This is a genomic window from Streptomyces bugieae, from assembly GCF_036352915.1.
GTDB lineage: Bacteria > Actinomycetota > Actinomycetes > Streptomycetales > Streptomycetaceae > Streptomyces > Streptomyces endophytica.
Genome location: NZ_JAZBJP010000001.1, coordinates 279,067 through 305,624, shown reverse-complemented (window position 1 = coordinate 305,624; position 26,558 = coordinate 279,067). Strand labels below are relative to the sequence as shown.

Annotated in this window: 29 protein-coding genes; 18 read left to right on the top strand and 11 right to left on the bottom strand. The window is 71.8% G+C overall.

Translation table 11 applies throughout. The features are described from left to right. Positions 1 to 51: 51 nt before the first annotated feature. From V2J85_RS01535 to V2J85_RS01525, 3 genes are read right to left on the bottom strand one after another with little or no spacing between them, the layout of a single operon-like run. Complete coding sequence (locus V2J85_RS01535; protein WP_330820381.1) at positions 52 to 1,092, bottom strand: acyl-CoA dehydrogenase family protein; 1,041 nt, start codon at positions 1,090 to 1,092, stop codon at positions 52 to 54. Next, positions 1,092 to 2,270 carry an acyl-CoA dehydrogenase family protein gene (locus V2J85_RS01530; RefSeq protein WP_330820380.1) on the bottom strand — a complete coding sequence of 393 codons (1,179 nt, stop codon included), beginning with the start codon at positions 2,268 to 2,270 and terminating at the stop codon, positions 1,092 to 1,094. The genes V2J85_RS01535 and V2J85_RS01530 overlap by 1 nt, the downstream gene beginning before the upstream one ends. Continuing rightward, entirely contained in the window at positions 2,270 to 3,127 is an 858-nt protein-coding gene (locus tag V2J85_RS01525; protein ID WP_330820379.1) for an enoyl-CoA hydratase, read from the bottom strand. The genes V2J85_RS01530 and V2J85_RS01525 overlap by 1 nt, the downstream gene beginning before the upstream one ends. Positions 3,128 to 3,237: 110 nt before the next feature. Between V2J85_RS01525 and V2J85_RS01520 the strand changes: the two genes are divergently transcribed. The 5 genes from V2J85_RS01520 (at position 3,238) to V2J85_RS01500 (ending at position 7,524) form a co-directional block, all read left to right on the top strand. Further along, positions 3,238 to 4,413, top strand: coding sequence for an acyl-CoA dehydrogenase family protein (locus tag V2J85_RS01520; RefSeq protein ID WP_261953510.1), 1,176 nt, complete (start codon positions 3,238 to 3,240; stop codon positions 4,411 to 4,413). Beyond that, positions 4,410 to 5,198, top strand: a complete 789-nt coding sequence (locus V2J85_RS01515) for an SDR family oxidoreductase (RefSeq protein WP_261953511.1) — start codon at positions 4,410 to 4,412, stop codon at positions 5,196 to 5,198. Before V2J85_RS01520 ends, V2J85_RS01515 begins: the two co-directional genes overlap by 4 nt. Positions 5,199 to 5,317: 119 nt before the next feature. Then, entirely contained in the window at positions 5,318 to 5,872 is a 555-nt protein-coding gene (locus tag V2J85_RS01510; protein WP_261957272.1) for a TetR/AcrR family transcriptional regulator, read from the top strand. Positions 5,873 to 5,944: 72 nt separating this feature from the next. Continuing rightward, entirely contained in the window at positions 5,945 to 7,102 is a 1,158-nt protein-coding gene (locus V2J85_RS01505; RefSeq protein ID WP_261953512.1) for an acetyl-CoA C-acetyltransferase, read from the top strand. Between the two features lie 248 nt (positions 7,103 to 7,350). Beyond that, complete coding sequence (locus tag V2J85_RS01500) at positions 7,351 to 7,524, top strand: peptidoglycan-binding domain-containing protein (RefSeq protein WP_315975410.1); 174 nt, start codon at positions 7,351 to 7,353, stop codon at positions 7,522 to 7,524. Positions 7,525 to 7,548: 24 nt separating this feature from the next. On the opposite strand, the gene V2J85_RS01495 is transcribed toward V2J85_RS01500, so the two are convergent. Next, positions 7,549 to 8,655 carry an AraC family transcriptional regulator gene (locus V2J85_RS01495; protein WP_330820378.1) on the bottom strand — a complete coding sequence of 369 codons (1,107 nt, stop codon included), beginning with the start codon at positions 8,653 to 8,655 and terminating at the stop codon, positions 7,549 to 7,551. Positions 8,656 to 8,928: 273 nt separating this feature from the next. Between V2J85_RS01495 and V2J85_RS01490 the strand changes: the two genes are divergently transcribed. Together V2J85_RS01490 and V2J85_RS01485 are read left to right on the top strand one after the other, a co-directional pair. Beyond that, complete coding sequence (locus V2J85_RS01490) at positions 8,929 to 9,390, top strand: helix-turn-helix domain-containing protein (protein ID WP_330820377.1); 462 nt, start codon at positions 8,929 to 8,931, stop codon at positions 9,388 to 9,390. Beyond that, complete coding sequence (locus V2J85_RS01485; protein ID WP_330820741.1) at positions 9,315 to 9,632, top strand: DUF2690 domain-containing protein; 318 nt, start codon at positions 9,315 to 9,317, stop codon at positions 9,630 to 9,632. Before V2J85_RS01490 ends, V2J85_RS01485 begins: the two co-directional genes overlap by 76 nt. On the opposite strand, the gene V2J85_RS01480 is transcribed toward V2J85_RS01485, so the two are convergent. Beyond that, the gene (locus V2J85_RS01480) at positions 9,616 to 10,116 is read right to left on the bottom strand and encodes a peptidoglycan-binding domain-containing protein (RefSeq protein ID WP_261953515.1); all 501 of its coding nucleotides are present in this window, start codon (positions 10,114 to 10,116) and stop codon (positions 9,616 to 9,618) included. The genes V2J85_RS01485 and V2J85_RS01480 overlap by 17 nt on opposite strands. A 131-nt stretch (positions 10,117 to 10,247) precedes the next feature. Here V2J85_RS01480 and V2J85_RS01475 point away from each other — a divergent pair, with 131 nt between their 5' ends. Next, positions 10,248 to 11,318 carry a helix-turn-helix domain-containing protein gene (locus tag V2J85_RS01475; RefSeq protein ID WP_330820376.1) on the top strand — a complete coding sequence of 357 codons (1,071 nt, stop codon included), beginning with the start codon at positions 10,248 to 10,250 and terminating at the stop codon, positions 11,316 to 11,318. Between the two features lie 681 nt (positions 11,319 to 11,999). Here V2J85_RS01475 and V2J85_RS01470 read toward each other — a convergent pair. The 5 genes from V2J85_RS01470 to V2J85_RS01450 form a co-directional block, all read right to left on the bottom strand. Next, positions 12,000 to 12,932, bottom strand: coding sequence for a tyrosine-protein phosphatase (locus V2J85_RS01470; protein WP_261953517.1), 933 nt, complete (start codon positions 12,930 to 12,932; stop codon positions 12,000 to 12,002). A 62-nt stretch (positions 12,933 to 12,994) separates the two neighbouring features. Continuing rightward, entirely contained in the window at positions 12,995 to 14,077 is a 1,083-nt protein-coding gene (locus V2J85_RS01465) for an NAD(P)H-dependent flavin oxidoreductase (protein ID WP_330820375.1), read from the bottom strand. Further along, positions 14,074 to 14,841, bottom strand: coding sequence for a CoA-transferase subunit beta (locus tag V2J85_RS01460; protein ID WP_261953519.1), 768 nt, complete (start codon positions 14,839 to 14,841; stop codon positions 14,074 to 14,076). Before V2J85_RS01460 ends, V2J85_RS01465 begins: the two co-directional genes overlap by 4 nt. Then, a complete protein-coding gene (locus tag V2J85_RS01455) occupies positions 14,838 to 15,704 on the bottom strand; it encodes a CoA transferase subunit A (protein WP_330820374.1) in 867 nt (288 codons plus the stop codon). Before V2J85_RS01455 ends, V2J85_RS01460 begins: the two co-directional genes overlap by 4 nt. Further along, positions 15,701 to 16,492: an enoyl-CoA hydratase family protein gene (locus tag V2J85_RS01450; protein ID WP_330820373.1), complete on the bottom strand. Its 792-nt coding sequence runs from the start codon at positions 16,490 to 16,492 to the stop codon at positions 15,701 to 15,703. The genes V2J85_RS01455 and V2J85_RS01450 overlap by 4 nt, the downstream gene beginning before the upstream one ends. A gap of 78 nt (positions 16,493 to 16,570) precedes the next feature. Between V2J85_RS01450 and V2J85_RS01445 the strand changes: the two genes are divergently transcribed. From V2J85_RS01445 to V2J85_RS01410, 8 genes are all read left to right on the top strand, one after another. Beyond that, entirely contained in the window at positions 16,571 to 17,347 is a 777-nt protein-coding gene (locus tag V2J85_RS01445; protein ID WP_261953522.1) for an SDR family oxidoreductase, read from the top strand. A gap of 21 nt (positions 17,348 to 17,368) precedes the next feature. Continuing rightward, entirely contained in the window at positions 17,369 to 18,280 is a 912-nt protein-coding gene (locus V2J85_RS01440; RefSeq protein ID WP_261953523.1) for an SDR family oxidoreductase, read from the top strand. Between the two features lie 141 nt (positions 18,281 to 18,421). Beyond that, positions 18,422 to 19,204 (top strand): 2-keto-4-pentenoate hydratase, encoded by a 783-nt coding sequence (locus tag V2J85_RS01435; protein ID WP_261953524.1) that lies wholly within the window; start codon positions 18,422 to 18,424, stop codon positions 19,202 to 19,204. Positions 19,205 to 19,218: 14 nt separating this feature from the next. Next, positions 19,219 to 20,124, top strand: a complete 906-nt coding sequence (locus tag V2J85_RS01430; protein WP_330820372.1) for an acetaldehyde dehydrogenase (acetylating) — start codon at positions 19,219 to 19,221, stop codon at positions 20,122 to 20,124. Continuing rightward, complete coding sequence (gene dmpG / locus V2J85_RS01425; RefSeq protein ID WP_261953526.1) at positions 20,121 to 21,146, top strand: 4-hydroxy-2-oxovalerate aldolase; 1,026 nt, start codon at positions 20,121 to 20,123, stop codon at positions 21,144 to 21,146. The genes V2J85_RS01430 and dmpG overlap by 4 nt, the downstream gene beginning before the upstream one ends. Before the next feature lie 21 nt (positions 21,147 to 21,167). Beyond that, entirely contained in the window at positions 21,168 to 22,370 is a 1,203-nt protein-coding gene (locus V2J85_RS01420) for a 3-ketosteroid-9-alpha-monooxygenase, oxygenase component (protein ID WP_330820371.1), read from the top strand. Position 22,371: 1 nt separating this feature from the next. Then, on the top strand, positions 22,372 to 22,599 hold the full coding sequence (locus tag V2J85_RS01415) for a hypothetical protein (protein ID WP_330820370.1): 228 nt from the start codon (positions 22,372 to 22,374) through the stop codon (positions 22,597 to 22,599). Positions 22,600 to 22,627: 28 nt separating this feature from the next. Further along, the gene (locus V2J85_RS01410; protein ID WP_330820369.1) at positions 22,628 to 23,797 is read left to right on the top strand and encodes a ferredoxin--NADP reductase; all 1,170 of its coding nucleotides are present in this window, start codon (positions 22,628 to 22,630) and stop codon (positions 23,795 to 23,797) included. An 89-nt stretch (positions 23,798 to 23,886) separates the two neighbouring features. Here V2J85_RS01410 and V2J85_RS01405 read toward each other — a convergent pair whose 3' ends face one another. Continuing rightward, complete coding sequence (locus tag V2J85_RS01405) at positions 23,887 to 25,356, bottom strand: MFS transporter (RefSeq protein WP_330820368.1); 1,470 nt, start codon at positions 25,354 to 25,356, stop codon at positions 23,887 to 23,889. Between the two features lie 146 nt (positions 25,357 to 25,502). Here V2J85_RS01405 and V2J85_RS01400 point away from each other — a divergent pair, with 146 nt between their 5' ends. Both V2J85_RS01400 and V2J85_RS01395 read left to right on the top strand, forming a co-directional pair. Then, positions 25,503 to 25,871, top strand: a complete 369-nt coding sequence (locus tag V2J85_RS01400) for an ArsR/SmtB family transcription factor (RefSeq protein ID WP_261953531.1) — start codon at positions 25,503 to 25,505, stop codon at positions 25,869 to 25,871. A 132-nt stretch (positions 25,872 to 26,003) separates the two neighbouring features. After that, a complete protein-coding gene (locus tag V2J85_RS01395; protein ID WP_261953532.1) occupies positions 26,004 to 26,558 on the top strand; it encodes a flavoprotein in 555 nt (184 codons plus the stop codon).

The following is a 26,558-nucleotide window of genomic DNA, read 5'->3' as shown; positions in this document are numbered from 1 at the left end:
TGTTGAGGGCCGGGGCTCCGTTCCCACACACGTGGGAACGGAGTGTGGGGATCAGGGGGCGAGGACGCGGGCGCGGCAGGCGGCCGGGGTGCCCCAGGCACCGCGCAGTGCGCGGGCCTTGCGGATCCAGAGGGAGAGGTCCAGCTCCTCGGTGTAGCCGAGGGCGCCGTGCAGATGAAGGGCGGTGCGGGCCGCGGAACAGGCGGCCTCGCAGGCGGACACCTTGGCCGCCGCGATCTCGGCGCCCGACGACTCCGCGTCGGCGGCCAGCGCCAGGGCCGCGGCGTGCACCAACGGCTCGGCGAACTCCAGGGCGATCAGCGCGTCGGCCAGACGGTGCTTCACGGCCTGGAACGAGCCGATCGCGGCCCCGAACTGGGTGCGCTGGCGAGCGTATTCGACCGTCCGTGCCAGCAGGGCCCGGCCCAGCCCGAGGGCCTGCGCGGCCGTCGCCAGGGCCGCGACCTCGGCGGCGTGCGCGGCCGCGGCGGACACCCGTGGACCGCGTGCCAGCACGGTTCCGCCGAGCGGCCGGGACAGTCGGCGCGCGGGGTCGGCGGACGACTGTACCGGCCCCGTCACCTCCGTCAGACGTACGGTGTCGCCGTCGACGACGAAGACCACGTCGGCCGATTCGGCGTCCAGTGCGTACGGGCTTTCGCCGGATCCAGAGCCGGATCCACATCCCGACCCCGATGCATTACCCGAGATCAGGCACAGCGAGGCAACGGTCTTCCCGGACGCGATGCCCGGCAGCCAGTTGGCGGCCGTCGCCTCGTCGCCGAGCGTGCCGAGCCGGTCCAGCAGGGCCGCCGCGGCCACCGTCTCCACCACCGGGCCCGGCACCACGTGCCGACCCAACTCCCGCAATGCCACGGCCAGTTCGACCGGCAGCGGGCCGAGTCCGTCGTGCCGTTCCGGTACGGCCAGGGCGAAGACTCCGGCCTCGGCCAGCCGGGCCCAGACGGCGCGGCCGGGAGCGGTGTCCCCGGCCGCCCAGGCCCGTGCGACCGCAGGGGTGTCGGCGGCCGTCAGCATGGCGTCGAGCGAGCGGGCGAAATCCCGCTGCTGGTCGTCGAGGAGGAACCGCATCACCGGCGTCCTTTCGGCAGACCGAGCAGCCGCTCGGCGATGATGTCGCGCTGGATCTCGTTGGTGCCGGCGTAGATCGGCCCGGCGAGGGAGAAGGTGTAGCCCTCGGACCAGCTGCCGTGCGCCGGAGCCTCCTCGGCGTCGTCGGACAGCTCGCCGTACGGGCCGAGCAGGTCGAGCGCGGTCTCGTGGAGGGCGATGTCCAGTTCCGACCAGAAGACCTTGTTGAGGCTCGACTCGGCGCCGAGGGTGCCCCCCGCGGCGATCCGCGAGGCGTTGGCGTAGGTGAACAGCTGGTACGCGCGGGCGCCGATCACCGCGTCGGCGACCCGGTCGCGCAGCGCGGTGTCGCCCGGGTCGGCCTGCTCGCGCCACAGCGCGGTCAGTCGCTCGGCGGCGGCCGTGAACCGGCCCGGGCTGCGCAGCGTCAGCCCGCGTTCGTTGCCCGCCGTGCTCATCGCGACCCGCCAGCCCTGGCCGGGCTCGCCGATCACGTCCGCGTCCGGCACGAAGACGTCCGAGAGGAACAGTTCGGCGAAGGCGGGCTTGCCGTCGAGGCGGCCGATGGGCCGCACGGTCACGCCGTCCGCGTCCAGCGGGAACATCAGATACGTCAGGCCTCGGTATGGCTTGCCCGCCGAAATGCCGTCCTGGTCACTGCGGAAGAGGCCGAAGGCCCGGTCGGCGAAGGCGGCCCGGGACGACCAGGTCTTCTGGCCGTTCAGCAGCCAGCCGCCGTCCGTCCGTACGGCCGTGGAGCGGAGCGAGGCGAGGTCCGAGCCGGACTCCGGCTCGGACCAGGCCTGGGCCCAGATGACCTCGCCGCTCGCCATGGGCGGCAGGATCCGGGCCCGCTGCTCCTCCGTACCGTGCTCGAAGAGGGTCGGCGCGAGGAGGTTGATGCCGTTCTGGCTGACCCGGCCGGGCGCGCCGGCCGTGTAGTACTCCTCCTCGAAGACCAGCCACTCAAGGATCGAGGCGGCCCGGCCGCCGTACGCCTCGGGCCAGGAGACCACCGACCAGCGGTCCGCGAACAGCGTGCGTTCCCACTCCCGGTGCGCGGCGAAACCCTCGGCGGTCTCCAGTGAGGGCAGGGGCACCGACGGTACGTGGCCGGCGAGCCAGGCGCGGGCCTCCGCGCGGAAGGCGTCCTCCGCCGCCGTGAAGTCCAGGTCCATCAGCCGGAGGCCTCCTTCATGGCGCGGATGTCCATGCCGCCCAGCGAGTCCCGTGCGACCTCGGCGTTGTGCGCGTGCGCCAGGTGGTGCAGTCCGAAGACGGAGTCCAGCCCGGTGTGCAGGCCCTGCAGATCCTCGGCCTGGTTGACCGCGCGCTTGGTCAGCGCCAGTCCCAGCCGTGGCATCTCCGCGATGCGCAGTGCCAACTCCCGTACGGCGTCGTCCAGTTGCTCGCGTGGGACGACCCGGTTGACCATGCCCACCTCGTACGCCCGGCGGGCGCTCATCCGGTCGCCGGTGAAGAGGAACTCCTTGGCGATGCGTGGCGGCATCACCCACGGGTGGGCGAAGTACTCCACGCCCGGAATGCCCATCCGCACCACCGGGTCCGCGAAGAAGGCGTCCTCGGAGGCGACGATCAGGTCGCAGACCCAGGCGAGCATCAACCCGCCCGCCACGCAGGCCCCTTGGACGGCGGCGATGACCGGCTTGGGCAGCTCGCGCCAGCGGCGGCACATGCCCAGATAGACCTCGGACTCGCGGGCGTAGCGGCTCTCGGCGCCCTCCTTGTCCGAGTGGTCCCACCAGAGCCCGGCCTCGCGGTCGAACGGCAGATGCGCGTCCCGCTCCGGGGTGCCGATGTCATGGCCGGCCGAGAAGTGCTTCCCCGCGCCGGCGAGCACGACGACCTTCACCTCGTCGTCGTCGGCCGCGCGGTAGAAGGCCCGGTCCAGGGCGTAGGTCATCGCGGAGTTCTGGGCGTTGCGGTAGTCGGGCCGGTCCATCGTGACCAGGGCGAGAGGCCCTTGGCGTTCGTAGCGGACGGGCCCTGAAGACGCAGTGCGGGCAGCGGACATCCGCCCCTCCTTCCCTAACAATTGTTTGGTAGGTTAACGTACGGGCCCTCGGCCGTCGAGAAGTCGATCCGCCGGGACGCCCGTCCCACGAGAGCCGCCCGGAGCCGCCCATGAGCAGCAGCGTCGAGGAGTTCCGCACCGAGTTCCGCAGCTGGCTGCGGGCCCACCTCACCGGGGAATTCGCGGGCCTGCGCGGACGCGGTGGCCCCGGCCGGGAACACGAGGCCTTCGCCGAACGCCTCGCCTGGGAGCGGCACATGGCCGCCGCGGGCTGGACCTGCGTCGGCTGGCCCAAGGAGTACGGCGGGCGCGGCGCCACCCTCGAACAGCAGGTGGCCTGCCACGAGGAGTACGCCCTCGCCGACGCCCCCGCCCGGGTGGGCCACCTGGGCGAACAGCTCCTCGGCCCCACCCTGATGGCCTTCGGCACCCCCGAGCAGCGGGAGCGGTACCTCCCCCGGATCGTCGCCGTCGAGGAGCTGTGGTGCCAGGGCTACAGCGAGCCGGACGCCGGATCGGACCTGGCGAACGTCCGGACCCGGGCCGAGCTCGACGACGCAGCGGACGAATGGGTGGTCACCGGCCAGAAGATCTGGACCTCGCTCGCCCACGCCTCCGACTGGTGCTTCGTCGTCGCCCGCACCGAACCCGGCTCCACCCGCCACCACGGCCTGTCCTACCTACTGGTCCCGCTCGACCAGCCGGGCGTGGAGATACGGCCGATCACCCAGCTCACCGGCACCTCCGAATTCAACGAGGTGTTCTTCGACGGCGCCCGCACCGCCGCCGGGAACATCGTCGGAGCGCCGGGCGAGGGCTGGCAGGTCGCCATGGCGACCCTCGGCTTCGAACGCGGTGTGTCCACCCTCGGCCAGCAGGTCGGCTTCCGCCGCGAACTCGAATCCCTCATCGAGCTGGCCAAGCGCAACGGCGCCGCCCGGGACCCGCTGATCCGCGACCGCATCGCCCGGGCCTGGACCGGCCTGGAGATCATCCGCGGCAACGCACTGCGCATGCTCGACGGCGTCGCGGCCGGCGCCCCCGGCCCGGAGGCGTCCATCGGCAAGATCTTCTGGGCCACCTGGCACCGTGAGCTGGGCGAACTCGCCATGGACGTGTGCGGCGCCGACGGTATGACGGCCGCCGGAGCGCCGTACGACCTCGACGACTGGCAGCGGCTCTTCCTCTTCTCCCGCGCCGACACGATCTACGCCGGCTCGAACGAGATCCAGCGCAACATCATCGCCGAGCGCGTGCTCGGCCTGCCGAAGGAGGTTCGCCCGTGACCTCGGTCCCGCCCCGCTACGTACCCGGCCACCAACTGCTCGCCGGCCGCACCGCCGTCATCACCGCGGCCGCGGGCGCCGGAATCGGCGGCGCGACCGCCAAGCGGCTGCTGGAGGAAGGCGCGGACGTCGTCCTCTCCGACGCCCACGCCCGCCGCCTCAAGGAGTCGGAGGCGGAGCTGGCAGGCGAGTTCGGCGCCGACCGCGTCGCCGCCCTGCCCTGCGACGTCACCGAGGAATCCCAGGTCGCGGCCCTCTTCGACCTGGCCGAGGAACGCCACGGCCGGCTCGACATCGTCGTCAACAACGCCGGGCTCGGCGGCACCGCCGACCTCGTCGACATGACCGACGAGCAGTGGGACAGGGTCCTCGACGTCACCCTGAACGGGACCTTCCGCTGCACCCGCGCCGCGCTCCGCCGGATGAAGGCCGCGGGCAGCGGCGGCGTCATCGTCAACAACGCCTCGGTCGTCGGCTGGCGGGCCCAGCAGGGCCAGTCCCACTACGCCGCCGCCAAGGCCGGCGTGATGGCCCTGACCCGCTGCGCCGCCCTGGAGGCCGCCGACTTCGGAGTGCGCGTCAACGCCGTCTCGCCGAGCCTCGCCATGCACCCCCACCTGGTGAAGGTCACCACGCCCGAGCTGCTGGCGGAGTTGACCTCCCGCGAGGCGTTCGGCCGCTACGCCGAGCCGTGGGAGGTGGCCAACGTCATCGTCTTCCTCGCCAGCGGCTACTCCTCGTACCTCACCGGGGAGGTCCTGTCGGTCAGCAGCCAGCACCCGTGAGAGGAGAGCGCCGGACCCCGGCCTCCCACACAAGCGATAGGAAGACCGCGGTCAGTAGCAGTAGCAGGAGCAGGAGGAAGACTGTCACGAGCCCGGCGCCCGAGCGGCGCGAGGAGCTCCTGGCCACCGCCGCCGAGGTGTTCGCGGCGCAGGGTTACCGCGCCACCACCGTCCGAAAGATCGCGGACGCGGCGGGCATGCTCGCGGGCAGCCTCTACTACCACTTCGACTCCAAGGAGTCGATGCTCGACGAGATCCTCGCCACCTTCCTGGACGAGCTCCGGTCCCGGTACGACGCCGTGCTGGCCGCCGGCCTCGGGCCCAGGGAGACCATCGAGGCCCTGGTCACCGAGTCCTTCCGGGAGATCGACCGGCACCGCGCCGCCGTCGCCATCTACCAGAAGGAGTCCCCGCACCTGCGCACCCAGCCCCGCTTCGGCTACCTCACCGCCTCGCAGCGGAAGTTCGAGAAGGCGTGGCTGGGCACGCTGGAGCGCGGCGTGGCCGCCAAGGTCTTCCGCGCCGACCTCGACATCCGGCTCACCTACCGCTTCGTGCGCGACACCGTCTGGGTCGCCGCGAGCTGGTACCGCCCGGGCGGACAGCACGGCCCGGAGGAGATCGCCCGCCAGTACCTGTCGACGGTGCTGGAAGGCATCGCCGTCCGGGACTGACGCACGACCCGAAAACTCCGGGAATGACGCACGACCCGAGAACGTAGACAAGGAACAGGAAGAGGAGTGGCCATGGCCGAGGCATACATCGTCGAAGCGGTCCGCACCCCGGTCGGCAGGCGGAACGGCGGACTGGCCGCCGTGCACCCGGCCGACCTCGGCGCGCACGTCCTGAAAGCGCTGATGGAGCGCTCCGGCGCCGACCCGGCGGCCGTCGAGGACGTCGTCTTCGGCTGTCTGGACACCGTCGGCCCGCAGGCGGGCGACATAGCCCGCACCTGCTGGCTGGCCGCCGGGCTGCCCGAAGAGGTCCCCGGAGTGACCGTGGACCGGCAGTGCGGCTCCTCCCAGCAGGCCCTGCACTTCGCCGCGCAGGGAGTGCTCTCCGGCACCCAGGACCTGGTGGTCGCGGGCGGCGTGCAGAACATGTCCCAGGTGCCGATCGCCTTCGCCAGCCGCCAGGCCGCCGAGCCGCTCGGCCTCACCCAGGGCCCGTACGCCGGCTCCGAGGGATGGCGGGCCCGCTACGGCGACCGGCCCGTCAACCAGTTCCACGGCGCCGAGCTGATCGCGACGAAGTGGGACATCTCCCGCCGCGCCATGGAGGAGTTCGCCCTGCGCTCACACCAGCGGGCCATCCGCGCCATCGACGAGGGCCGCTTCGACCGCGAGACCGTCCCGTACGGCGACGTGACCACCGACGAGGGCCCGCGCCGCGACACCACCCTGGAGAAGATGGCCGGCCTCCAGCCGCTCACCGAGGGCGGCCGGCTCACCGCCGCCGTCTCCTCCCAGGTCTCCGACGGTGCCTCCGCCCTCCTGATCGCGAGCGACCGCGCCGTACGCGAGCACGGCCTGACCCCGCGCGCCCGCATCCACCACCTCTCCGTCCGCGGCGAGGACCCGATCCGGATGCTGTCCGCACCCATCCCCGCCACCGCGTACGCGCTGAAGAAGGCCGGGATGACGCTCGACGACATCGACCTCGTCGAGATCAACGAGGCCTTCGCCCCGGTCGTCCTCGCCTGGCTCAAGGAGACCGCCGCCGACCCCGAGAAGGTCAACGTCAACGGCGGCGCCATCGCCCTCGGCCACCCGCTGGGCGCCACCGGCACCAAGCTGATGACGACCCTGCTGCACGAACTGGAGCGCACCGGCGGCCGATTCGGCCTGCAGACCATGTGCGAGGGCGGCGGCCAGGCGAACGTCACGATCATCGAGCGGCTGTAGGACACGGAGACCGCGAAGCCCACCTCGCCCCGCCCGCCTCTCCACCCCCACCGGGCAACGCGCCGACCGGCGGTGCCGCCGACCCCGCCCAGCCGCGGCAGCCGCACGATCCGCCGCCACCCGCGCCGCCGGCCACTTCCGGTGGGGCGACGAAACCCGCACCGCCCCACGCCCCCGCCAAGCCCTGGAAGTCCTGCACGTACTACTCCGGTACCCGGCTCACGGAGTACGGCGATCGTGGGGCGGCCGTGAAGGAGGTGCAGTGCATCCTCCGGGCCCGCGGCTACAACATCGGCCCCAGCGGCGTGGACGGCGTCTTCGGCTCCGACACGCTGTTCGAGGTCAAGAGGTTCCAGAGCAGGCACCACCTCCAGGTCGACGGGCAGGTCGGTACCCGGACCTGGGCGGCGTTGCGGTCGTGACCGACCTGCCGGTGGCCCCAGGGCTCAGCGCCGCAGCCACTGCCCGCGGTACGCGCCGGGCGTGACCCCGTAGGCCGACTTGAACGTCCGGTTGAACACCGCGGGGTCACGGAAGCCCCATCGCCTGGCGATCTGGCCCGCGCCGCGCTGTGACTGGGCCGGATCGGACAGGTCCGCCCGGCAGTGTTCCAGGCGGCGTTCGCGCAGGAATCCGCCGACGGTGAGCCCGTCCCGCTGGAAGAGGTGGTGCAGATAGCGCAGCGAGATGTGGTGGGCGGCGGCGAGGGAGGAGGGGGACAAGTCGGCGTCGTGCAAGTGGTGTTCGACGTACGTCTTGATGTCGTGCAAGAGCAGGTCGGTGCGTGACCGGGCGGGTTCCGGTGCGGTGGGCATCGGTCCGGCCGGGTGGGGGCGCGTCTCGCCGTGGCGCAGCGCGGTCTGGCTGTCGAGGAAGGCCGTCGCGAGGTTGACCGCGGCGGTGCCCAGCCACGCGGTGTGCCGGGCCTCTCGCGACGGTGCCTGCGCGGCGAGCCCGTACACGAAGGACGCGAGGAGGGCCGCCGGTCCCGAACGGGTCGGGGTGGGCCGCCCGGACACTGCGCGGAGCGACTCGCCGGGGAGCGGTAAGACGGCCTCGGGCATGTGCAGGACCAGCGCCCGGCCCGGGCGCTCGGGCGCGCCGGCGGACAGCCGGAAGCACTCGGAGGGCTCCCACAGCACCACGCTGCCGGACTCCACCCGGACGAGCCGCTGATCGCGGCCGAGGACCACGGGCCCGCGGGTCGCGAAGACCAGGTGCCAGGTGCGCGGCAGGCCGTCGGCGTACCGGCCCGCCAGCTCTACGACGGCGGGCGGTGCGGGTGGGCTCAGCAGCGACAGCCGCACCGGTCCCAGGTCAAGATGGTGATGGTCCGCCCGTCCGACCGCCCCCGTGCGGGCCCGGACCGGAGCAGCGCCGGTCGGGGCGGTGTCCGGGGCCGCCGCGTGGTCGGCGGCAGCACGGTGCCGCCGGCCCGCAGGCGTACCGGGCCTCGTGACGGCGGGCTGTCGGCGGCGCCTGCCGGGGGCGGCCGTCGTGGCGTTCGCGATCTCGCGTTCGTCCGGGCCGGATGAGCTGCCGTCCGCCGTCATGTTCTGGTTCCCCCCGTGCACTTGGTGTACGTGTGGTGTACGTGCCTGAAGTTGCGTGCGCACCCTCGGCGCCGCGTCCGGCGGCCGGTCCGGGGCCGTCCCCCCGGGTGCTTGGCCCGAGTCTGGAGCGGGCGGGACAGCAGCGGCCAGGGCTGCCCGCCAGAAGCGTCAAAGGCGGGACGACCATGGCTGTGACCTGCGGGGACACCTGGCTGCCGGGCGGCGGAGCGGGACGGCCTGCCATAGTGGGACGCGCGGGGAAGGGGGGCCGCCGTGGGACGTTGGCAGCCGCTGCGGGATGACCTGCCCGCCGAGGTGGCCCGGTTGGTGCGAGAACTGCGCCAGTACGTGGACCGGTGCGAGATGACCACCGCGACCGTCGCCGCGAAGACCGGCTACAGCCGCAGTTCGTGGCTGCGCTATCTGAACGGCCGGAGAATGCCGCCCTGGTCGCCGGTCTCGGGACTGGGACGGCTGGCGCAGGCCGATGCCGAGTACCTGCGCGTGTTGTGGGAGTCGGCGGCCCACGCCGGGAAGGAGGAGGGCCCGGCCGGTGAGAGCGGCCCACCGCCCGTCCCGCGTGACCCGGCGGAACGCCCGCAGGGCTCGGACACCCCGACCGGGCGGCCGCCGGGTGCCGGGGAGCAGGCTGCCGGGGCCTGGATCCTTACCGCGAGAGGTGCGATCGCGACAGCGTCGTCGTCCACCGCCTGCGCGCGTACGGCCGCGTCCTGACGCTTGAGTACAGCCCGGCCTGCCTGGCGAGCTGGGCGGAGGTGGATACTCCTGCGGCGACGGCACGGTTGCGGATCGCCACGACCGGCGGCGACCAGGAAGTGGCCGGCAAGGGCGGTGCGTACACGGAGATGGTCGGAAGCGGGCCGGACGCCGCGCGTGCCACGGTCGTCGTGGCCGGCCACCAGCTCGGCGTCGGACGGTACGACAGCTGGATCGACGCCGTCACCGGCAGCGCGTGAGGGTTACGGCGTCTGTCCGCAGCCGGCGGAACCGTCCGGTGTCGTAGACCTCGTACATGTGGTCCCGGTCCAGACGCAGCGGGAGACCGTAGCGTTCGCCCTGGTAGACGATCCACTGGCCGGTGGAGGCGAGACGCTGCGCCGCCGCGCCCCAGGTGGCGGACCCGACGATCCCGTCCGCGGACAGCCGGTGGTTGCTCTGCCAGACGCGGGTGGCGTCGGCGGTCGCCTTGTCGTAGGTGCAGGTGATCCCCGAGGGGGCGGAGTATCCGTCGGCCCACAGCATGCTCTGCCACAGTCCGACCAGATCGCTGCGCCGGGTGCGGCCGACCACCAGCTGTTCCGCCGCGGGTAGCCCGCCCGCGACGAGTACGCCGCCACGTCGGTCGCCGGACCGGTGGTCCCGTGGCCCCCCGGCCCCCGCGCACACCACTGCCAGCACCAGTACGCACAGTGCGGCGCGTGCCGCATTCCCTCCGCCCATGACACCCTCATAACGTCAACTGGGGTGTAATGGCGCCCACTTGGGCAAAACCACGGTTCTCGGTTCACGCGCGACGGATACGGTGAGGTGGCACATGACGAACAGAACGTACCGGGCTCCGGAGGCCGAGCTTGACTGACTGGAAGTCGTTACCCGACGGTCTCGCCTCGGACGTCCGCCATCTCGTCGTCGAACTGCGGGCGTTGAAGGAACGTACCGGGCTGAGCCTTACCGCACTCGCCAGGCGCACCCCGCACAGCAAGTCGTCCTGGGAGCGCTATCTCAACGGCAAGGCACTGCCGTCGCAGCACGCGGTGACGTCGCTCGGCAAGCTGGCCGACGCCGACCCCGCCCGGCTCCTGGCGCTGTGGGAACTGGCGAACACCGCTTGGCACGACCGCGAAGTCCACGACGTCCGCGAAGCCCACGACGACCGCGAAGCCCACGACGACCGCGAAGCCCACGACGACCGCGAAGCCCACGGCGTCCACGAAACCCACGACGACACCGAAGCCCGCGACATCGGCGAAGTCCGGGACCGGCAGCCCGGGGCACCCACCCCCGGGACGGAACCCACCCCGGCCCCACCAGCGGCGGAGCCGCCCGCACGCCGCCGCCTCAGCAGACGGCCGCCGGTCTGGGCCCTGATCGCCCTGGCCGTCGTCGTCGCGTCAAGTGCCGCCCTCTTCATGGCGTTCGGCCGGCACTCCACCGCGCACACCGACCGGGACGGCACGCCCGGAGCGAACGCATCGACCAGACAACTCGACGTCAATTGCTTCGCGGACAGCTGCGCCGGCAAGGACCCCAAGCAGACCGGCTGCGGCGGCGATGCGTGGACCGCCGCCCTGGACAAGGTCGCCGGGGTCTACGTGGAGCTGCGCTACAGCGACGCCTGCAAGGCCGCCTGGTCCCGTATCAGTTGGGGCCGCCGCGGTGACATCGCCCGGGTCGTCGGCGCGGGCGGCCGGACGTACCAGAACAAGGTCCACTACGACACCGACACGTTCAGTGCGATGGTCGCCGCCCCCAGCCCCTCAACCGCAAGGGCCTGTGTTCAGCTCACTTCCGGGGTGCACGCCTGCACGTCCCCCGGCGGCACCCAGCACCTCACGGAGCCCCCGAACCCGCCCACCGCGTCCCCGTCCGCGAACACCCCCTCGGCGGCCACCCCGAAGCAAGGTCAGCACCGGAACACCTGACGTCGTCAGGCAGTCGGGCCCGACCAGCCGTACTTCTCGCACCACCCTCGTTGGCACGCCGATTGCCTTCCGCGCCCCGCCGCCCGCGTCCCCGTGTACGACGAGGAGGCCGGAGGGGGCGTCCGGCCTCCTGGGCACGTCGTTGTCTGGCGGCGGGCCAGGCCAACCGGTCTGTCGGTGGGCCGGATCAACCGGCACGGATCAGGGCATCGGGCCCTGCCTTTCGGGTGCCGTCGGCGCGCTGGCCGTGCGGTCCCGGCGCTGGCGGGCCGCTGTCGGTCTTACCGGGCCCGTGGCGTGCGGGTGGCCGCCGTGCTCGATGAGCGCCCGCATCTTCCTCGCCCACCGTCCCCGATCAGGGACCCGGGAGAGCTGGACGAAGGGTGCCGGGTCGGTCGGCCGATCTTCTGGAACGTGCGGTGCGGGGAGATCGGGCCCCTGGCCGCGGTTGCCGTCATCCCGCTTCGGCGGGTTGTCCCGCTGCCGGATGGGGCCCGTTCCTCGTTGCTGTCGAGTACTGCCGGGCGGAGCACCGTTCCTGGGCTTCCACCGGACGTGGCGCTCCGGCGTTGCGGTCCCGGCGCGCTGCATCCGGAATGCCGGCGGGGTGCGGGCCAACAGGTCATTGACCGCGCAGTGGGCACATCCTCCCTCAGGCCCCGCCACGGCCCTCGGGCCTCCTCACCTCACCAGTCGGGCGCTGAGCTTGACCAGGGTCGCGGTGTCCAGGCCGAGTCCCTTGCGGAGGTAGCCGTCGAGGCTGCCGTAGTCCTGTTCGGCCTGGTGGAGGGCCGCTCGTAGGTAGTCCTCGCGGACCTCCTGGAGCGGGATCAGGAGGTCGGGGTTCTGCATCAGGCCGGCGTTCTTGAGTGCCTCCCGGGTGTTGCGGTCCGCCTCGGCGCGCAGCTCGTTGGAGAGCAGGTAGTCGCCGGTGGCGGTGCGGTCCGGGACGCCGACGGCGCGGAGCAGCAGATAGCTCAGCCAGCCGGTGCGGTCCTTGCCGGAGGTGCAGTGGTAGAGGAGCGGGGACTGGTCGTGGTCCGCTATGTCGCGGAGGGTCTGCGCGAAGCGTTCGCGGTTCTCCTTGGTGGTGACGAAGTTGCGGTAGATCGACCGCATCAGCTCCTCCGCCTTGCCGTCGCCGAGCAACTCCTGCTGTTTGGCCGGGTCCTTGGTGCCGATGGCCGCCATCGTCTTCTCGTAGAGGCCGAGGTCGTTCACGGACCGTGAGGTGGCGGACAGCCCGGCGGGCAGGCGGTCCGCGCCCTCACGCTGGACCTCCAGTGGGACGCGGAAGTCCACCACGGTCCGCAGGTGCAGCGCGGACAGTTTCGCCACATCGGCGTCGGTGAGCTTGCCGAGCCCGTCGGCCCGGAAGACCTGGCCGTAGCGGACGTGCTGCCCGAGGCCGGTGCGGTACCCGCCGAGGTCGCGGACGTTCACCGCGCCCTGCAGCGCGATGCGGTGGACGGTATCGGCGCTCCGCTCGTGCTGCGGGGCGGTGACGCCTGGGGGCTGGGCCGGGGTGTCGGCGACGGCCCAGGCAGGAAGGACGCCGAGGGTGAGCACGGAGGCTACGGCGGCCGCGGTCAGTCGTACAGGGGTAGTGCGCATCACATCAACTCCCTGTGTTCGAGTCCCTGTGTTCGAGGGGAAGTTCAGCTGACGAGGGGAAATCAGCTGACGAGGGGAAGGGCGCGCAGCGTGTGCTGCGCTTCGGTCATGACGCGGTGGACGAGCTCGGCGCAGGACGGCAGGTCGTCGATCAGGCCCGCGACCTGGCCCGACGCCATCACCCCGAGGTCGGTGCGGCCCTCGACCATCGAGGCCTTGAGCAGCATCGGGGTATTGGCGGCCAGCAGTACCTGACTCCACGTCAGGTTCTTGCCGTGCTTCATGGCCAGGCCGTCGCGCACCATCTGTGCCCAGCTCATGCCGGAGTCGCGTCGGAACGCGGCGGCGTGGCGCACCGCGCGCAGCAGCGCCGCGAGCCGTCCCGAGCGCTCCAGCGCGTCGACCAGCTCACTGCGCAGCATCCGGTGCGGCAGGCCGTCGACCTTGGTGGTGACGGTGATGTCCTGGACCGTCGCGGCCAGGTACGTGGCCTTGACCGCGTCCGGGACGGTGCTGTCGGAGCTGAGCAGGAAGCGCGTGCCCATGGCGATCCCGGCGGCTCCGTACGCCAGCGCGGCGACCAGGCCCCGGCCGTCGTGGAAGCCGCCGGCCGCGATCACGGGGATGTCCACGGCATCGACGACCTGGGGGAGGAGGACGGTCGTGGCCACGTTCCCGGTGTGGCCGCCGCCCTCGCCGCCCTGCACCACGACCGCGTCGGCGCCCCACGCGGCGACCTTCTCGGCGTGCCGCTTGGCGCCGATGGACGGGATGACGACCACCCCGGCGTCCTTGAGCCGGGCGATCAGCTCGCGGGAGGGAGCGAGGGCGAACGAGGCGACCTTGACGCCCTCGTCGATGATGAGGCGGACGCGCTCGGCGGCGTCGCCCGCGTCCGCCCGCAGATTGACCCCGAACGGCGCGTCCGTACGGGACCTGACCTCGCGCACGGCCGAACGCAGCTGCTCGACGGTCATGGTGGCGGAGGCGAGGATGCCCAGCGCGCCCGCGTTGGCGGTGGCCGAGACGAGCCGGGGGCCGGCCACCCAGCCCATGCCGGTCTGCACGATCGGGTGCCGCACCCCGACGAGCTCGGTCAGCGGGGTCTCGATCCTCACGTCCGTCGGGCGGCGGGTGTCGCTCATGCCGGCACCTCGCGTTCCCGCAGTCCCTTGGGGTCCACCACCTCGCGGATCAGCCGTAGCTCCTCGGCCGTCGGCTCGCGGGTGTACGGCACCTCGTCCGGGATGGTGAGCGCGAAGCCGGTGGCGTCGGCGATCTGGTCGACCGTGACACCGGGGTGGCGCGAGCGCAGCCGCATCGTGCGGTCCGGGGTCTCGAAGTCGAAGACGCCCAGGTCGCTGATGACCTCCGGGATGCGGTGGTAGCGGCTCGCGGACGGGCCGGCCGCCGCGGCGCGGTCGTAGCCGACGCCCGACACCATGTCGACCCGCTCGACGAAGACGCGCGGGGAGTGCCGTGGTACCCAGTAACTGGTCGGGTTGTTGAGGGTGTTGATCGGCGCGCCGCGCACACCGAGGAGCTGGCGCTTGGGCCGGGACCAGTCGCCGATGCAGCTGATGTTCTGGTTGCCGTGCCGGTCCAGCTGGCTGGCGCCCATCATCACGTGCCGCCGCCCGGTGGCCACCAGCGCCAGGTGCTGGCGGTACGGCAGCCAGCCCTCGACCACCTGGGCCGTGGCGCCGACCGCCGGTACGTCGCCGATGAGCAGCGCCTCGCCGTCCGTCAGCAGCAGGTCGGGGGAGAAGGTGAGCCTCGCCAGCCGGGCGCCGATCATCGGGATCGTGCCCATGGGGCTGGCCAGCACCTCGCCCGCGTCCCGCCAGGCCTCGGCGCAGGCCACCACGCAGTACTCGGCCCGGGTCGCCGTCGTCGCGCCTCCGCTCATGCTTCCTCCTCGTGGAACGCCGCAACGGCGGCCTGGTACGCGGCCTCGTCGCCCGACAGGAACTGCTCGGTGAAGGCCCGCCAGGCCTCGGGGTCACGGGCGGCCTGGGTGTAGGCGCGCTGGAACGTCTCGTCGCGGTCGTAGTCGGGGGCGCAGGAGGTGAAGTGCGCACCGTTCGGGGTCTCCACCACACCGTTCACGAACGCCCGCTTGACCAGCAGTGATTGCGGGCCTTGCGCCTTGAGCAGCTCCGCGGTGTCCACGATCCGCTCGCAGGAGAGGTAGGCCTGGTCGGCGGCCAGGCAGAACAGGTCGTCGAAGTACGGGTCCGGGCCCAGGTACTGGCCGTTGCCGTGGACGTCCGCCCGGTTGAGGTGCACCAGCGCGGCGTCCAGCCGCAGGGCCGGTACGGCGACGAGCTCCTCGCCGTCCTCGTAGGGGGACCTGACCGTCCGCAGCCGCGGGTTGACGGTCATGACGTCCGAGGCGAGGCCGGCGCGGATCGGCATGAACGGCAGCCGGTGCGCGGCCGCGGTCAGGCCCCACATGAACATGGCCTCGTCCAGCTCCACCATCTCGAACGCGGCGCGCTGCCGGGCCGCCCCGAAGTGCGGTTCCAACGGAATGGAGTCCAGGGTGGCGAAGGCGGCGACCAGTTTGCGGATCTTCCCGGCGGCGGCGAGCAGTCCGACGTCGGGACCGCCGTAACTCACCACCGTCAGATCGGTGAGGTCGGACCGCAGCAGTGCGCGGACCAGCGCCATCGGCTTGCGGCGGGAGCCCCAGCCGCCGATGCCGAGGGTCATGCCGCTCTCCAGCCGGCCGACCGCCTCCTCGGCGGTCATCGTCTTGTCCCTGCTCATGGCTGCCGCTCCTTTCCGGTGGCGGTGGCGGCGTGAGCTTCGGTGCCGGCGCCGGTGCCGAACGTGTCGCGGACCCGGTCGGCGACGCCGCTGAGGTTGGCCTCGAAGGTGAAGCCCTGTTCGAAGCGGTAGCTGCGGCGGACGTCCACCGGGTCGATGCCGTTGATCGCGGCCTTGGCGAGGCGGATCAGATAGCCGTCCTTGGCGGCGATCTCGCGGGCCAACTCCAGTGCGGACTCGCGGAGTTGCTCGCGTGGCACCACCCGCCACACCGAGCCGTGCCGGTGGAGTTCCTGTGCGGTGGCGGTACGGGAGGTGTAGTACAGCGCCCGCATCAGGTGCTGGGGGACCAGCCGGGCCAGGTGGGTGGCGGCGCCGAGCGCGCCCCGGTCCAGCTCGGGCAGCCCGAAGGTCGCGTCCTCGCTCGCCACGATCGCGTCCGCGTTGCCGACCAGCCCGATCCCGCCGCCCAGACAGAAGCCGTGCACGGCGGCGACCACCGGCACCTCGCAGTCGTAGACGGCGGCGAACGCGTCGTAGCAGCCGCGATTGGCGCCGATCAGTGCCTGGTGGCCGTCCGTGCGCTGCATTTCCTTGATGTCGACGCCGGCGTTGAAGCCGCGGCCCGCTGCGGTCAGCACCACGCAGCGCACCTTCGGGTCGGCCCCGGCGGCGCGTACCGCGGCGGCGAGGTCGTACCAGCCCCGCACGGGAAGGGCGTTGACCGGAGGGAAGTCCACGGTGACAACGGCGATGCCCTCTTCGGGGGCGGAGGTGGAGACACCCATGAGCAGATCAGCTACCTTTCCACCAAACATTTGTTAGGCGGAAGATAGCAGCGGTCAGCGCGCTGCGGGAGGTGTGCATTGGCAGCGATCACCGATCTGTCCGGACACGTCGCCGTCGTCACCGGGGGAACCCGGGGCGTCGGCGCGGGAATCACCCGCGCCCTGCTCGCCGCCGGCGCCGAGGTGGTGGCCTGCGCACGACGCCCCCCGGACAAGCCCGTCGAAGCGGCCGGGCGCACCGCCCGCTTCCGCCCGCTCGACCTGCGTGATCCGGACGCGGTCGGCGCGTTCTTCGACCGGGTCCGCGACGACCACGGGCGGCTGGACACCCTGGTCAACAACGCCGGCGGCACCCCGTTCCGGCTGCTCGCCGACAGCGACCCCCGGCACGCCGCCCGGCTCGTCGAACTCAACCTCGTCGCCCCGCTGACCGCCTCGCTCGCCGCGTACGCGCTGATGCACCGTCAGGAACGCGGCGGGTCGATCATCATGATCGGCAGCGTCAGCGGAACCCGGCCCTCACCGGGCACGGCGATCTACGGCGCCGCCAAGGCGGGCCTGGACAACCTGGCCCGCTCCATGGCCGTGGAATGGGCGCCCCACGTGCGCGTCAACACCCTCGTCCTCGGCATGGTCCGCACCGAACTGTCCCACCTCCACTACGGCGACGAGGACGGCATCGCCGCCGTCGGCCGCACCGTCCCGCTCGGCCGGCTCGCCGAGCCGACGGAGATCGGCGACGCCTGCGTCTTCCTCGCCTCGGACCGGGCCGCGTACATCAGCGGCGCGAGTCTGCACGTCCACGGGGGCGGGGAGCGGCCGGCGTTCCTCGACGCCGCGACCGTCAACCACTGATCTCCACCGAGAGGATGCACCATGACCGGAATCTGCACCGGACGCGTCGCCGTCGTCACCGGCGCGGGACGAGGACTGGGCCGCGCGCACGCCCTCGCCTTCGCCGCGGAGGGGGCGAAGGTCGTCGTCAACGACCTCGGCGTCGGCCTCGACGGCAGCGGAGGGGCCGCCGGCCCGGCCCAGCAGGTCGTCGACGAGATCCGCGCGCTGGGCGGCGAGGCCGTCGCCCATGGCGGCGACATCGCCGCCACCGACGGCGCCGCCTCCCTCGTCGCCACCGCCCTGGAGACCTTCGGCCGCCTCGACACCCTCGTCAACAACGCCGGATTCCTGCGCGACCGCATGCTGGTCAACCTCGACGAGGACGACTGGGACGCCGTCATGCGCGTCCACCTCAAGGGCCACTTCCTGCCGCTCAAGCACGCCGCCGCGCACTGGCGGGCCGAGGCGAAGGCCGGCCGCACGCCCGAGGCCCGGGTGGTCAACACCAGCTCCGGGGCCGGTCTGCTCGGCAGCGTCGGCCAGGGCAACTACTCCGCCGCCAAGGCCGGGATCGTCGGCCTGACCCTCGTCGCCGCCGCCGAGATGGGCCGCTACGGCATCCAGGTCAATGCCATCGCACCGGCCGCCCGCACCCGGATGACCGAGCAGACCTTCGCCGACACCATGGCCACGCCGGAGGGCGGCGGCTTCGACGCGATGGCGCCGGAGAACGTCTCGCCGCTGGTCGTCTGGCTGGGCTCCGGCGCCAGTGCCGGGGTCACCGGCCGGGTCTTCGAGGCCGAGGGCGGGCGGATCACCGTGATGGAGGGCTGGCGGCCCGGCCCCACCGCGGACAAGGGCGCCCGCCGGACCCCGGCCGAGGCCGGCGAGACCGCCCGCAAGCTCCTCGCCGACGCCGAACCCCCGCAGCCGGTCTACGGGGCGCACTGACTTCCGCTCCCTCCCTGAGGAGAGGGCACGTACGGCGTCCCTGCGGCACACCTTTCCCGGTCAGCGGGATTTCGCGCTCCCCGCCCGGGAAGTGCCCCGCTTAGCCTCCCGGGACAGCCCGACGCCCCGCAGAGGACCCCCATGCTCACGGACCCCCAGAGGCAGCGCGCGGCGGAGATCCTGCGCTCCGCCGAGCACCGCCGCACGCCGGTCGCCCCGCTCATCGAGACCTTCCCGGAGATCGACACCGAGGACGCCTACGAGATCCAGCTCCTCAACATCCGGCACCGCCTCGACACCGGGGCCCGGGTGCACGGTCACAAGGTCGGCCTGTCGTCCCCCGTCATGCAGCGGATGATGGGGGTGGACGAGCCCGACTACGGCCATCTGCTCGACGACATGGCGTTGAGCGCCGACGTGCCGGTGCGCGCCGCCCGCTACTGCTACCCGCGCATCGAGGTCGAGGTCGGCTTCGTCCTCGGCGAGGACCTGCCGGGCGAGGAGTGCACCCCGGCGGACGTGCTCGCCGCCACCGAACGCGTCGTCCCCGCACTGGAGTTGATCGACAGCAGGATCCGCGACTGGCGGATCTCCATCGCCGACACCATCGCGGACAACGCCTCCTCCGCCGGATACGTCATCGGCGAGGGCCGCGATCCGCACGACCTGGACCTGAAGGCGATCGACGCGCGGCTCTTCCGCGGCGGTGAACTCCTCGCCGAGGGCCGCAGCGACGCCGTGCTCGGGGACCCGGCCGTCTCCGTCGCGTGGCTGGCCCGCACCGTGGCCCGCTTCGGAGTGCCCCTGAAGAAGGGGCACGTGGTGCTGCCGGGCTCGTGCACCCGGGCCGTCGACGTGATGCCCGGATCGACCTTCACCGCCGAGTTCACCGGGCTGGGCTCGGTCTCCCTCTCGTTCAGCTGAGGTGATTCAAGGAAATGACGCCCCCCAAGACCAAGGCGAGTGCCGCGATCGTCGGATCCGGCAACATCGGCACCGATCTGCTGTACAAGCTGCTGCGCTCCGAACTCGTCGAGCCCCGCTGGATGATCGGGGTCGACCCCGACAGCGAGGGGCTGGCCCGCGCCCGCCGCGCCGGCCTGGAGGCCAGCCACGAGGGCGTCGACTGGCTCCTCGCACAGGACGAGAAGCCCGACATCGTCTTCGAGGCCACCAGCGCCTCCGTCCACCGGGCCAACGCCCCCCGCTACGCCGAACTCGGCATCAAGGCGGTCGACCTCACCCCGGCCGCCGTCGGCCCCGCCGTCGTACCGCCCGCCAACCTGCGCGGACACCTCGACCGGCCCAACGTCAACATGATCACCTGCGGCGGCCAGGCGACCATCCCCATGGTGTACGCGGTCTCCCGGATCGTCCCGGTCCGGTACGCCGAGATCGTCGCCTCGGTGGCCTCCGTCTCCGCCGGCCCCGGAACCCGCGCCAACATCGACGAGTTCACCCGCACCACCTCGCGCGGCATCGAGACCATCGGCGGCGCCGAACGCGGCAAGGCGATCATCATCCTCAACCCCGCCGAGCCACCGGTCATCATGCGCGACACCGTCTTCTGCGCGATCCCCGAGGACGCCGACCGGGCCGCGATCACCCAATCGGTCAAGGAGATCGCCGAGCAGGTCGCCGCATACGTGCCCGGCTACCGGCTGCGCGCCGAGCCGCAGTTCGACGACCCCACCCCGACCGGCGGCGGCATGGCGCGCGTCGCGATCTTCCTGGAGGTCGAGGGCGCGGGCGACTACCTGCCGCCGTACGCCGGAAACCTCGACATCATGACCGCCGCCGCCACCAAGGTCGGCGAGGAGTTCGCGAAGGGCATACAGGCATGAGGACCTACTCCGACACCCTCGACATCCGGATCACCGATTCCTCGCTGCGCGACGGTTCGCACGCCAAGCGGCACCAGTTCACGGGCGAGGACGTACGGTCGGTGGTCGCGGCCCTCGACGCCGCCGGGGTCCCGGTCATCGAGGTGACGCACGGCGACGGCCTCGGCGGATCCTCGTTCAACTACGGCTTCTCCAAGACCCCCGAGCAAGAGCTGATCAAGATCGCGGCGGCCACCGCCCAACAGGCGAAGATCGCCTTCCTGATGCTCCCCGGTCTGGGCGTGAAGGACGACATCCGCGCCGCCCACGCACACGGCGCGAGCATCTGCCGCATCGCCACCCACTGCACCGAGGCCGACATCTCCGTCCAGCACTTCGGACTCGCCCGCGACATGGGATTGGAGACCGTCGGCTTCCTGATGATGGCCCACTCGACGACACCCGAGAAGCTGGCCGAGCAGGGCCGCATCATGGCCGACGCCGGCTGCCAGTGCGTCTACGTGGTCGACTCGGCCGGGGCCATGGTCATGGACGACGTCACCGCCCGGGTCGAGGCCCTGGTGGACGCGCTCGGCGACGACGCCCAGGTCGGCTTCCACGGGCACGAGAACCTCGCCCTCGGCACCGGCAACTCGATCGCCGCCATCAAGGCCGGCGCCCTCCAGATCGACGGATCCACCCGTCGCCTCGGAGCCGGCGCGGGCAACACCGCCGTCGAGGCGCTGGTCGCCGTCTGCGCCAAGATGGGCATCCGCACCGGCATCGACGTACTGAAGATCATCGACGCGGCCGAGGACGTGGTCCGCCCGGTGATGGACGACGAGTGCCAACTCGACCGGCTCGCCCTGCTGATGGGCCACGCCGGCGTCTACTCCAGCTTCCTCAAGCACGCCTACCGGCAGGCCGAGCGCTACGGCGTCTCCGGCGCCGAGATCCTGCTGCGCGCGGGCGAGCGCCGCCTCGTCGGTGGCCAGGAGGACCAGCTCATCGACATCGCCGTGGAACTCGCCGCACAGAACTGAGCGGCCGGAAGGAGGAACGAGATGACTGCTCTCGACGACGGGGTCCGGATCATCGACGCGGGCAAGCCGCCCGCCCGCTTCGCCCGGGGCTGGCACTGCCTGGGCCTGGCCGAGGACTTCAAGGACGGAAAGCCGCACGAGATCGAGGCGTTCGGCACCAAGCTGGTGGTCTTCCAGGGCACGGACGACGGGCAGCTGCACGTGCTGAACGCCTACTGCCCGCACATGGGCGGCAACCTCGCCCACGGCACGGTCAAGGGGGATGCCGTCGCCTGCCCCTTCCACGACTGGCGCTGGTCGGGCAACGGCCGCTGCGCCGGGATCCCGTACGCGCGCCGGATGCCGCCGCGCGCCCGCACCCGCGCGTGGCTCACGCTGGAACGCAACAAGCAGCTGTTCGTCTGGAACGACCCGGAGGGCAATCCCCCGCCGGCCGAGGTCACCATTCCCGAGATCGATGGCATCCACGGCCCGGACGCGGGCGAGTGGAGCGAGTGGACCTGGAAGACACTCCGGGTCGAGGGCTCCAACTGCCGCGAGATCGTGGACAACGTCGTGGACATGGCGCACTTCTTCTACGTCCACTACGCCTTCCCGGAGTACTTCAAGAACGTCTTCGAGGGCCACATCGCCACCCAGTACATGGAGAGCAGCCCGCGCGGCGACATGGACCTGGGCACGCTGAGCTCCGGCCGCCTGCGGTCGGACGCCTCCTATTACGGCCCCTCGTACATGATCGACTACCTCTACAGCGAGGTCGGCGGCGGTATCGACGGCGACATCGAGGGCGGCTCCGGAAGCGGCTCCGAGGGCGGCTCCGAAATGGAGATCGTCCTGATCAACTGCCACTACCCGATCGACGAGAACAGCTTCCAACTGCAGTACGGGGCGATCGTCAAGAAGCTGCCCGGCATGACGGACGAGCAGGCCGCGGAGGCCGCGCGGCTCACCGCGGAGGGCACGACCGCCGGCTTCGAGCAGGACGTGGAGATCTGGAAGAACAAGACCCGGATCGACAACCCACTCCTCACCGAGGAGGACGGCCCGGTCTACCAACTGCGCCGCTGGTACGAGCAGTTCTACGTCGACGCCGCCGACGTCAAGGACGAGATGACGAGACGGTTCGAGTTCGAGATCGACACCGAGCGGGCGAACAAGGCCTGGCGCTCGGAGGTCGAGGAGAACCTGGCCAGCCGTGCGCCGCAGACCTGGACCGGAGCCTGACATGCAGCCGGTGGAGTGCGCGACCTGCGGCAACCAGGTCCTCTGCGAGAAGTTCAGCAGGGCCCACACCTCCGTGCAGTGGACCGCCGAAGCGGCCGTCGTCTGCACCGAGTTCCGTGCCCAGGTGACCGCGGGTGCGACCAGCGCCCGGATACGCACCTGCCGGGCGCTGCGGCGGAGCATCGACGACGCGGTCGAGAACGGCACTCTGGAGATCACCGATGTCTGAGCCGATGTCTGGGCCGACGGCCGGGCCGATGTCTGGGCCGACGGATGGGCCGACGGCCGGACCGGTGGCCCGATTGGTGGCCGGGCCGACGACTGGTCCTGCGGCCGGGCCGCGTACCCACCGGCTGCGCGTCCTCGACGTGATCGCCGAGACGTCCGAGGCACACTCCCTGATCCTCCAGCCACCACCGGAGAGCGCCGACCGCTTCGCCTACCGCCCCGGACAGTTCCTCACCCTGAAGCTGCCCGGGCCGGACGGGAAACCGGTCGCCCGCTGCTACTCCCTCGCCAGCTCACCGCACACCGGCGAGCCGATGAAGGTCACCGTCAAACGGGTGCCCGGCGGGTACGGGTCCCACTGGCTGTGCGACCACGTGGCAACGGGGGAGGAGCTGGAGGCGCTGCCCCCGGCCGGCACCTTCACCCCGCCATCCCTCGACCACGACCTGCTGCTGGTCGCCGGGGGCAGCGGCATCACCCCGGTGCTGTCCATCGCCAAGTCGGCCCTGGCGCAAGGGTGGGGCCGGGTGGCGCTCCTGTACGCCAACCGCGACGAGTCCTCGGTGATCTTCCGCGACGAACTGCGCGAGCTGACCGAGAACCACCCGGACCGGCTACTCGTGCTCCACTGGCTGGAATCGCTCCAGGGCCTCCCCACCACCGACCGGCTGAGCGCCGCACTCGCGCCCTACGCCGACCGCGAGACCTTCGTCTGCGGCCCGGAGCCGCTGATGGACGCCGTCGAACAAGGCCTCCGCACCCTCGGCACCCCGGGCGCCCGGATCCACCGGGAACGGTTCTTCTCCCTCAGCGGAGACGTCTTCGAGACCCCGTCCGTGGAGGAGCGTACGACGGCCGCGGCGGACATCACGACGGCTCAGCACGTCAACACGACGGCTCAGCACGTCAGCACGGTGGCTCAGCACGTCACCACGGCGGAGGTGGAACTCGACGACGAAACCCGCACGGTCCGCTGGCCCTCGGGGACCCCACTGCTCGACGTCCTCCTGACCGCCGGAGTGGACGCCCCGTACTCCTGCCGGGAAGGCGCCTGCAGCGCCTGCACCTGCCGGATCGTGGCGGGCGAGGTGAAGATGCTCCGCAACGACGTCCTCGACGACCAGGACATCGCCGAGGGATACGCCCTGGCCTGCCAGGCCGTGCCGCTGACCGATCGGGTGCGGATCACTTACTCCTGACGCGGTCGCACGTCCCAGAAGAGTCCCTGGTGCCTCCCACCCACGCAGCCTGAAGAGGTGGGTCGATGAACGTCTCGCGCGGGTGCCCGTCAACCCGCCGTGTCGGCTGTCGCGGGCGTCGGCTCGGCGTTCGTGGGCGCCGGTGCCGGGGCGATCGGCCGGGTCAGCGCGGCGATCAGCGCGGCCATCGCCACCACGAGTACCAGCTCGACCCAGACGACGCTCTCGGCCGCGCCCGCGAAGGCCACCCGGCCGGTGCGGTCGCCGAGTACGGAGAAGAACACGGTCCCGATCGCGGCCAGTCCCGCCGTGCCCGCGAACTGCTGCGTGGTGTTGAGTGTGCCCGACGCCATGCCCGCCTGCTCCTGACGGACGCCGCCCAGGGTCGTACCGATCAGTGCGGGCAGGACCAGTGTGTTGCCGAAACCCAGCAGGCCCAGGCCGACGATCAGCCACGGAACGGAGATGCCGCCGCCCAGCACGTGCAGCGCGCCGCCCAGCAGGACGAAGGCGACCGCGTCGACGGCGCAGCCGAGCAGCATTACCGGGCGGGCACCGATCCGGGCGACCAGCCGCCGGCCGACCAACGGCCCGGTCATGCCCAGGATCGCGAACGGCCCGAACGCGAGGCCCGCCTGCCGGGCGGACAGTCCCAGACCGGACTGGAGCAGCAGGCTCAGCACGAAGATCGAGCTGGTGAAGGAGGCCATGAAGGCGACGTTCACACCGAGGCCGAGCCGGAAGCCGCGGCCACGGAACAGCGTCAGGTCCAACAGCGGGGTGCCCCCGCGCGCGGCGAGCCGCCGCTCCCACAGCAGCGCGCCCAGCAGCGCCGGCACGGCGGCGATCAGCGACAGCAAGGTCCACAGCGGCCAGCCCTGACCGCGGCCGAAGATCAGCGGCAGCAGGGCGAGCGCGAGCGATCCGGACAGGGCCACCGCGCCGAGCGGATCCAGCCCAGGGCGCCGGCCGGGTCGGGCCGTAGGCAGCAGCCGCAGGGCGAAGCAGAGCACGATCGCACCGACGGGCAGATTGAGCAGGAAGACGATCCGCCAGCCGAGTCCGAAGACGTCGGCGCTGAGCAGCAGCCCGCCGAGGATCTGCCCGAGGACGCCGGCCAGGCCGCCCACGACACCGAACCACGACAGTGCGCGCGGCCGTTCATCGCCGGGGAACGTCGCCGTGATCAGCGCCAGCACCTGCGGCACCATCCCTGCCGCGGTCAGTCCCTGCAGGACACGGGCCGCCACGAGTTGGGCCGGGCTCTGGGCCAGTCCGCACAGCAGCGAAGCGAGGACGAAGGCAGCCATGCCCAGCAGGAACATCCGCCGGTAGCCGAGCAGATCGCCCAGCCGCCCGCCGATCACCAGGGCCGCGGCGTAGCTGAACGAGTAGCCGCCGACGACGAGTTCCAGCGCTTCCTGCCCGGCGTGCAGCTCGTGCTGGAGGGACGGCAGGGCGACGTTGACGATGTTGAGGTCGAATCCGTACAGGAACGTGGCCGCCAAGACTACCGGCAGCATCAGCCAGCGGCGCGGTTCCGCGGTGGGCGTGGACATGGGTGCGTGGTCTCCCCGTCAGTCGTGAGGCGTGCGAGGTGAGATGTGAGATGCAGATGAGTTCGATAGATATCGAACCCTTCGATGAGTGTCGAAGAGTACGACACATATGGAACTCCCGGCAATGCTCAACTAGGCTGGCCACCATGAGCGATGAGGTCTTCCATCCGGCGATCGAGGATCTGCCGCTGTCCAAGGTTCTGGCCGCACTGGCCGATCCGGCCCGGCTGGCGATCGTCCGCGCCGTGGCCGTCGCCGATCCCGACGACGGGCTGGCCTGCACCCTGCTGCCGGAGCAGGCAGGGCTCCGGCTGAGCAAGTCGACGATGTCCCACCACCAGCGGATCCTGCGCGAATGCGGCATCACCCGGACCCGCATCGTCGGCTCCCGCCGCACGCTGCGGCTGCGCCGCGAGGAGCTCGACCGGCGCTTCCCCGGGCTGATCGCCGCGACCCTCGCCGCCCCCGCCGAACCCGTCGGCACCTCGGCCCGCCGGCCGGCGGCGAGCGCATGAAGCACAGATGCGCGCGTCCCGTGGTGACCTTTGAAGGCCGAGGGTCAAGTTGCGCCGGGAGACGGGGTGGGCCGGACGTGGCGTACTCCTGAGTCCGAACTGCACACTTCAGCCGCCAACCGGGAGTTCCGCGTGAATGATGAGCCCGCACAGCCCAAGAAGCCGTTCCTGTACGTCGTGGTGTGTGCAGCCGGCATCGCCGGGGATGTCGGCAAGTTGATCACCGCCGCCCAGGAGAGGCACTGGGACGTCGGTGTTGTCGCTACGCCGCAAGCGCTCGGCTTCATAGATGTCCAGGCCGTCGAGGCGCAGACCGGCTACCCGATCCGTTCCGCCTGGCGTGCACCCGGCGAGCCCCGCCCGCTGCCGCCGGCGGATGTGATCGCGGTGGCCCCGGCCACCTTCAACACCATCAACAAATGGGCCGCGGGGATCTCCGACACCCTCGCGGTGGGCATCCTGTGCGAGGCGTACGGCCTCGGCATCCCCACCGCCGTCCTGCCGTGTCTGAACTCGGCCCAGGCCGCCCACCCCGCGTACCGTCAGAGCCTGGCGCGGCTGCGCGAGATGGGCATCCTGATCGGCTCGTACGAGCCTCACGGGCCCAAGGCCGGCGGCGCGGCCGAAGGTTTCCGCTGGGAGGAGGCGCTGGAGCTGCTCACGCCCCAGCTTTCCACCCGAGGGTGA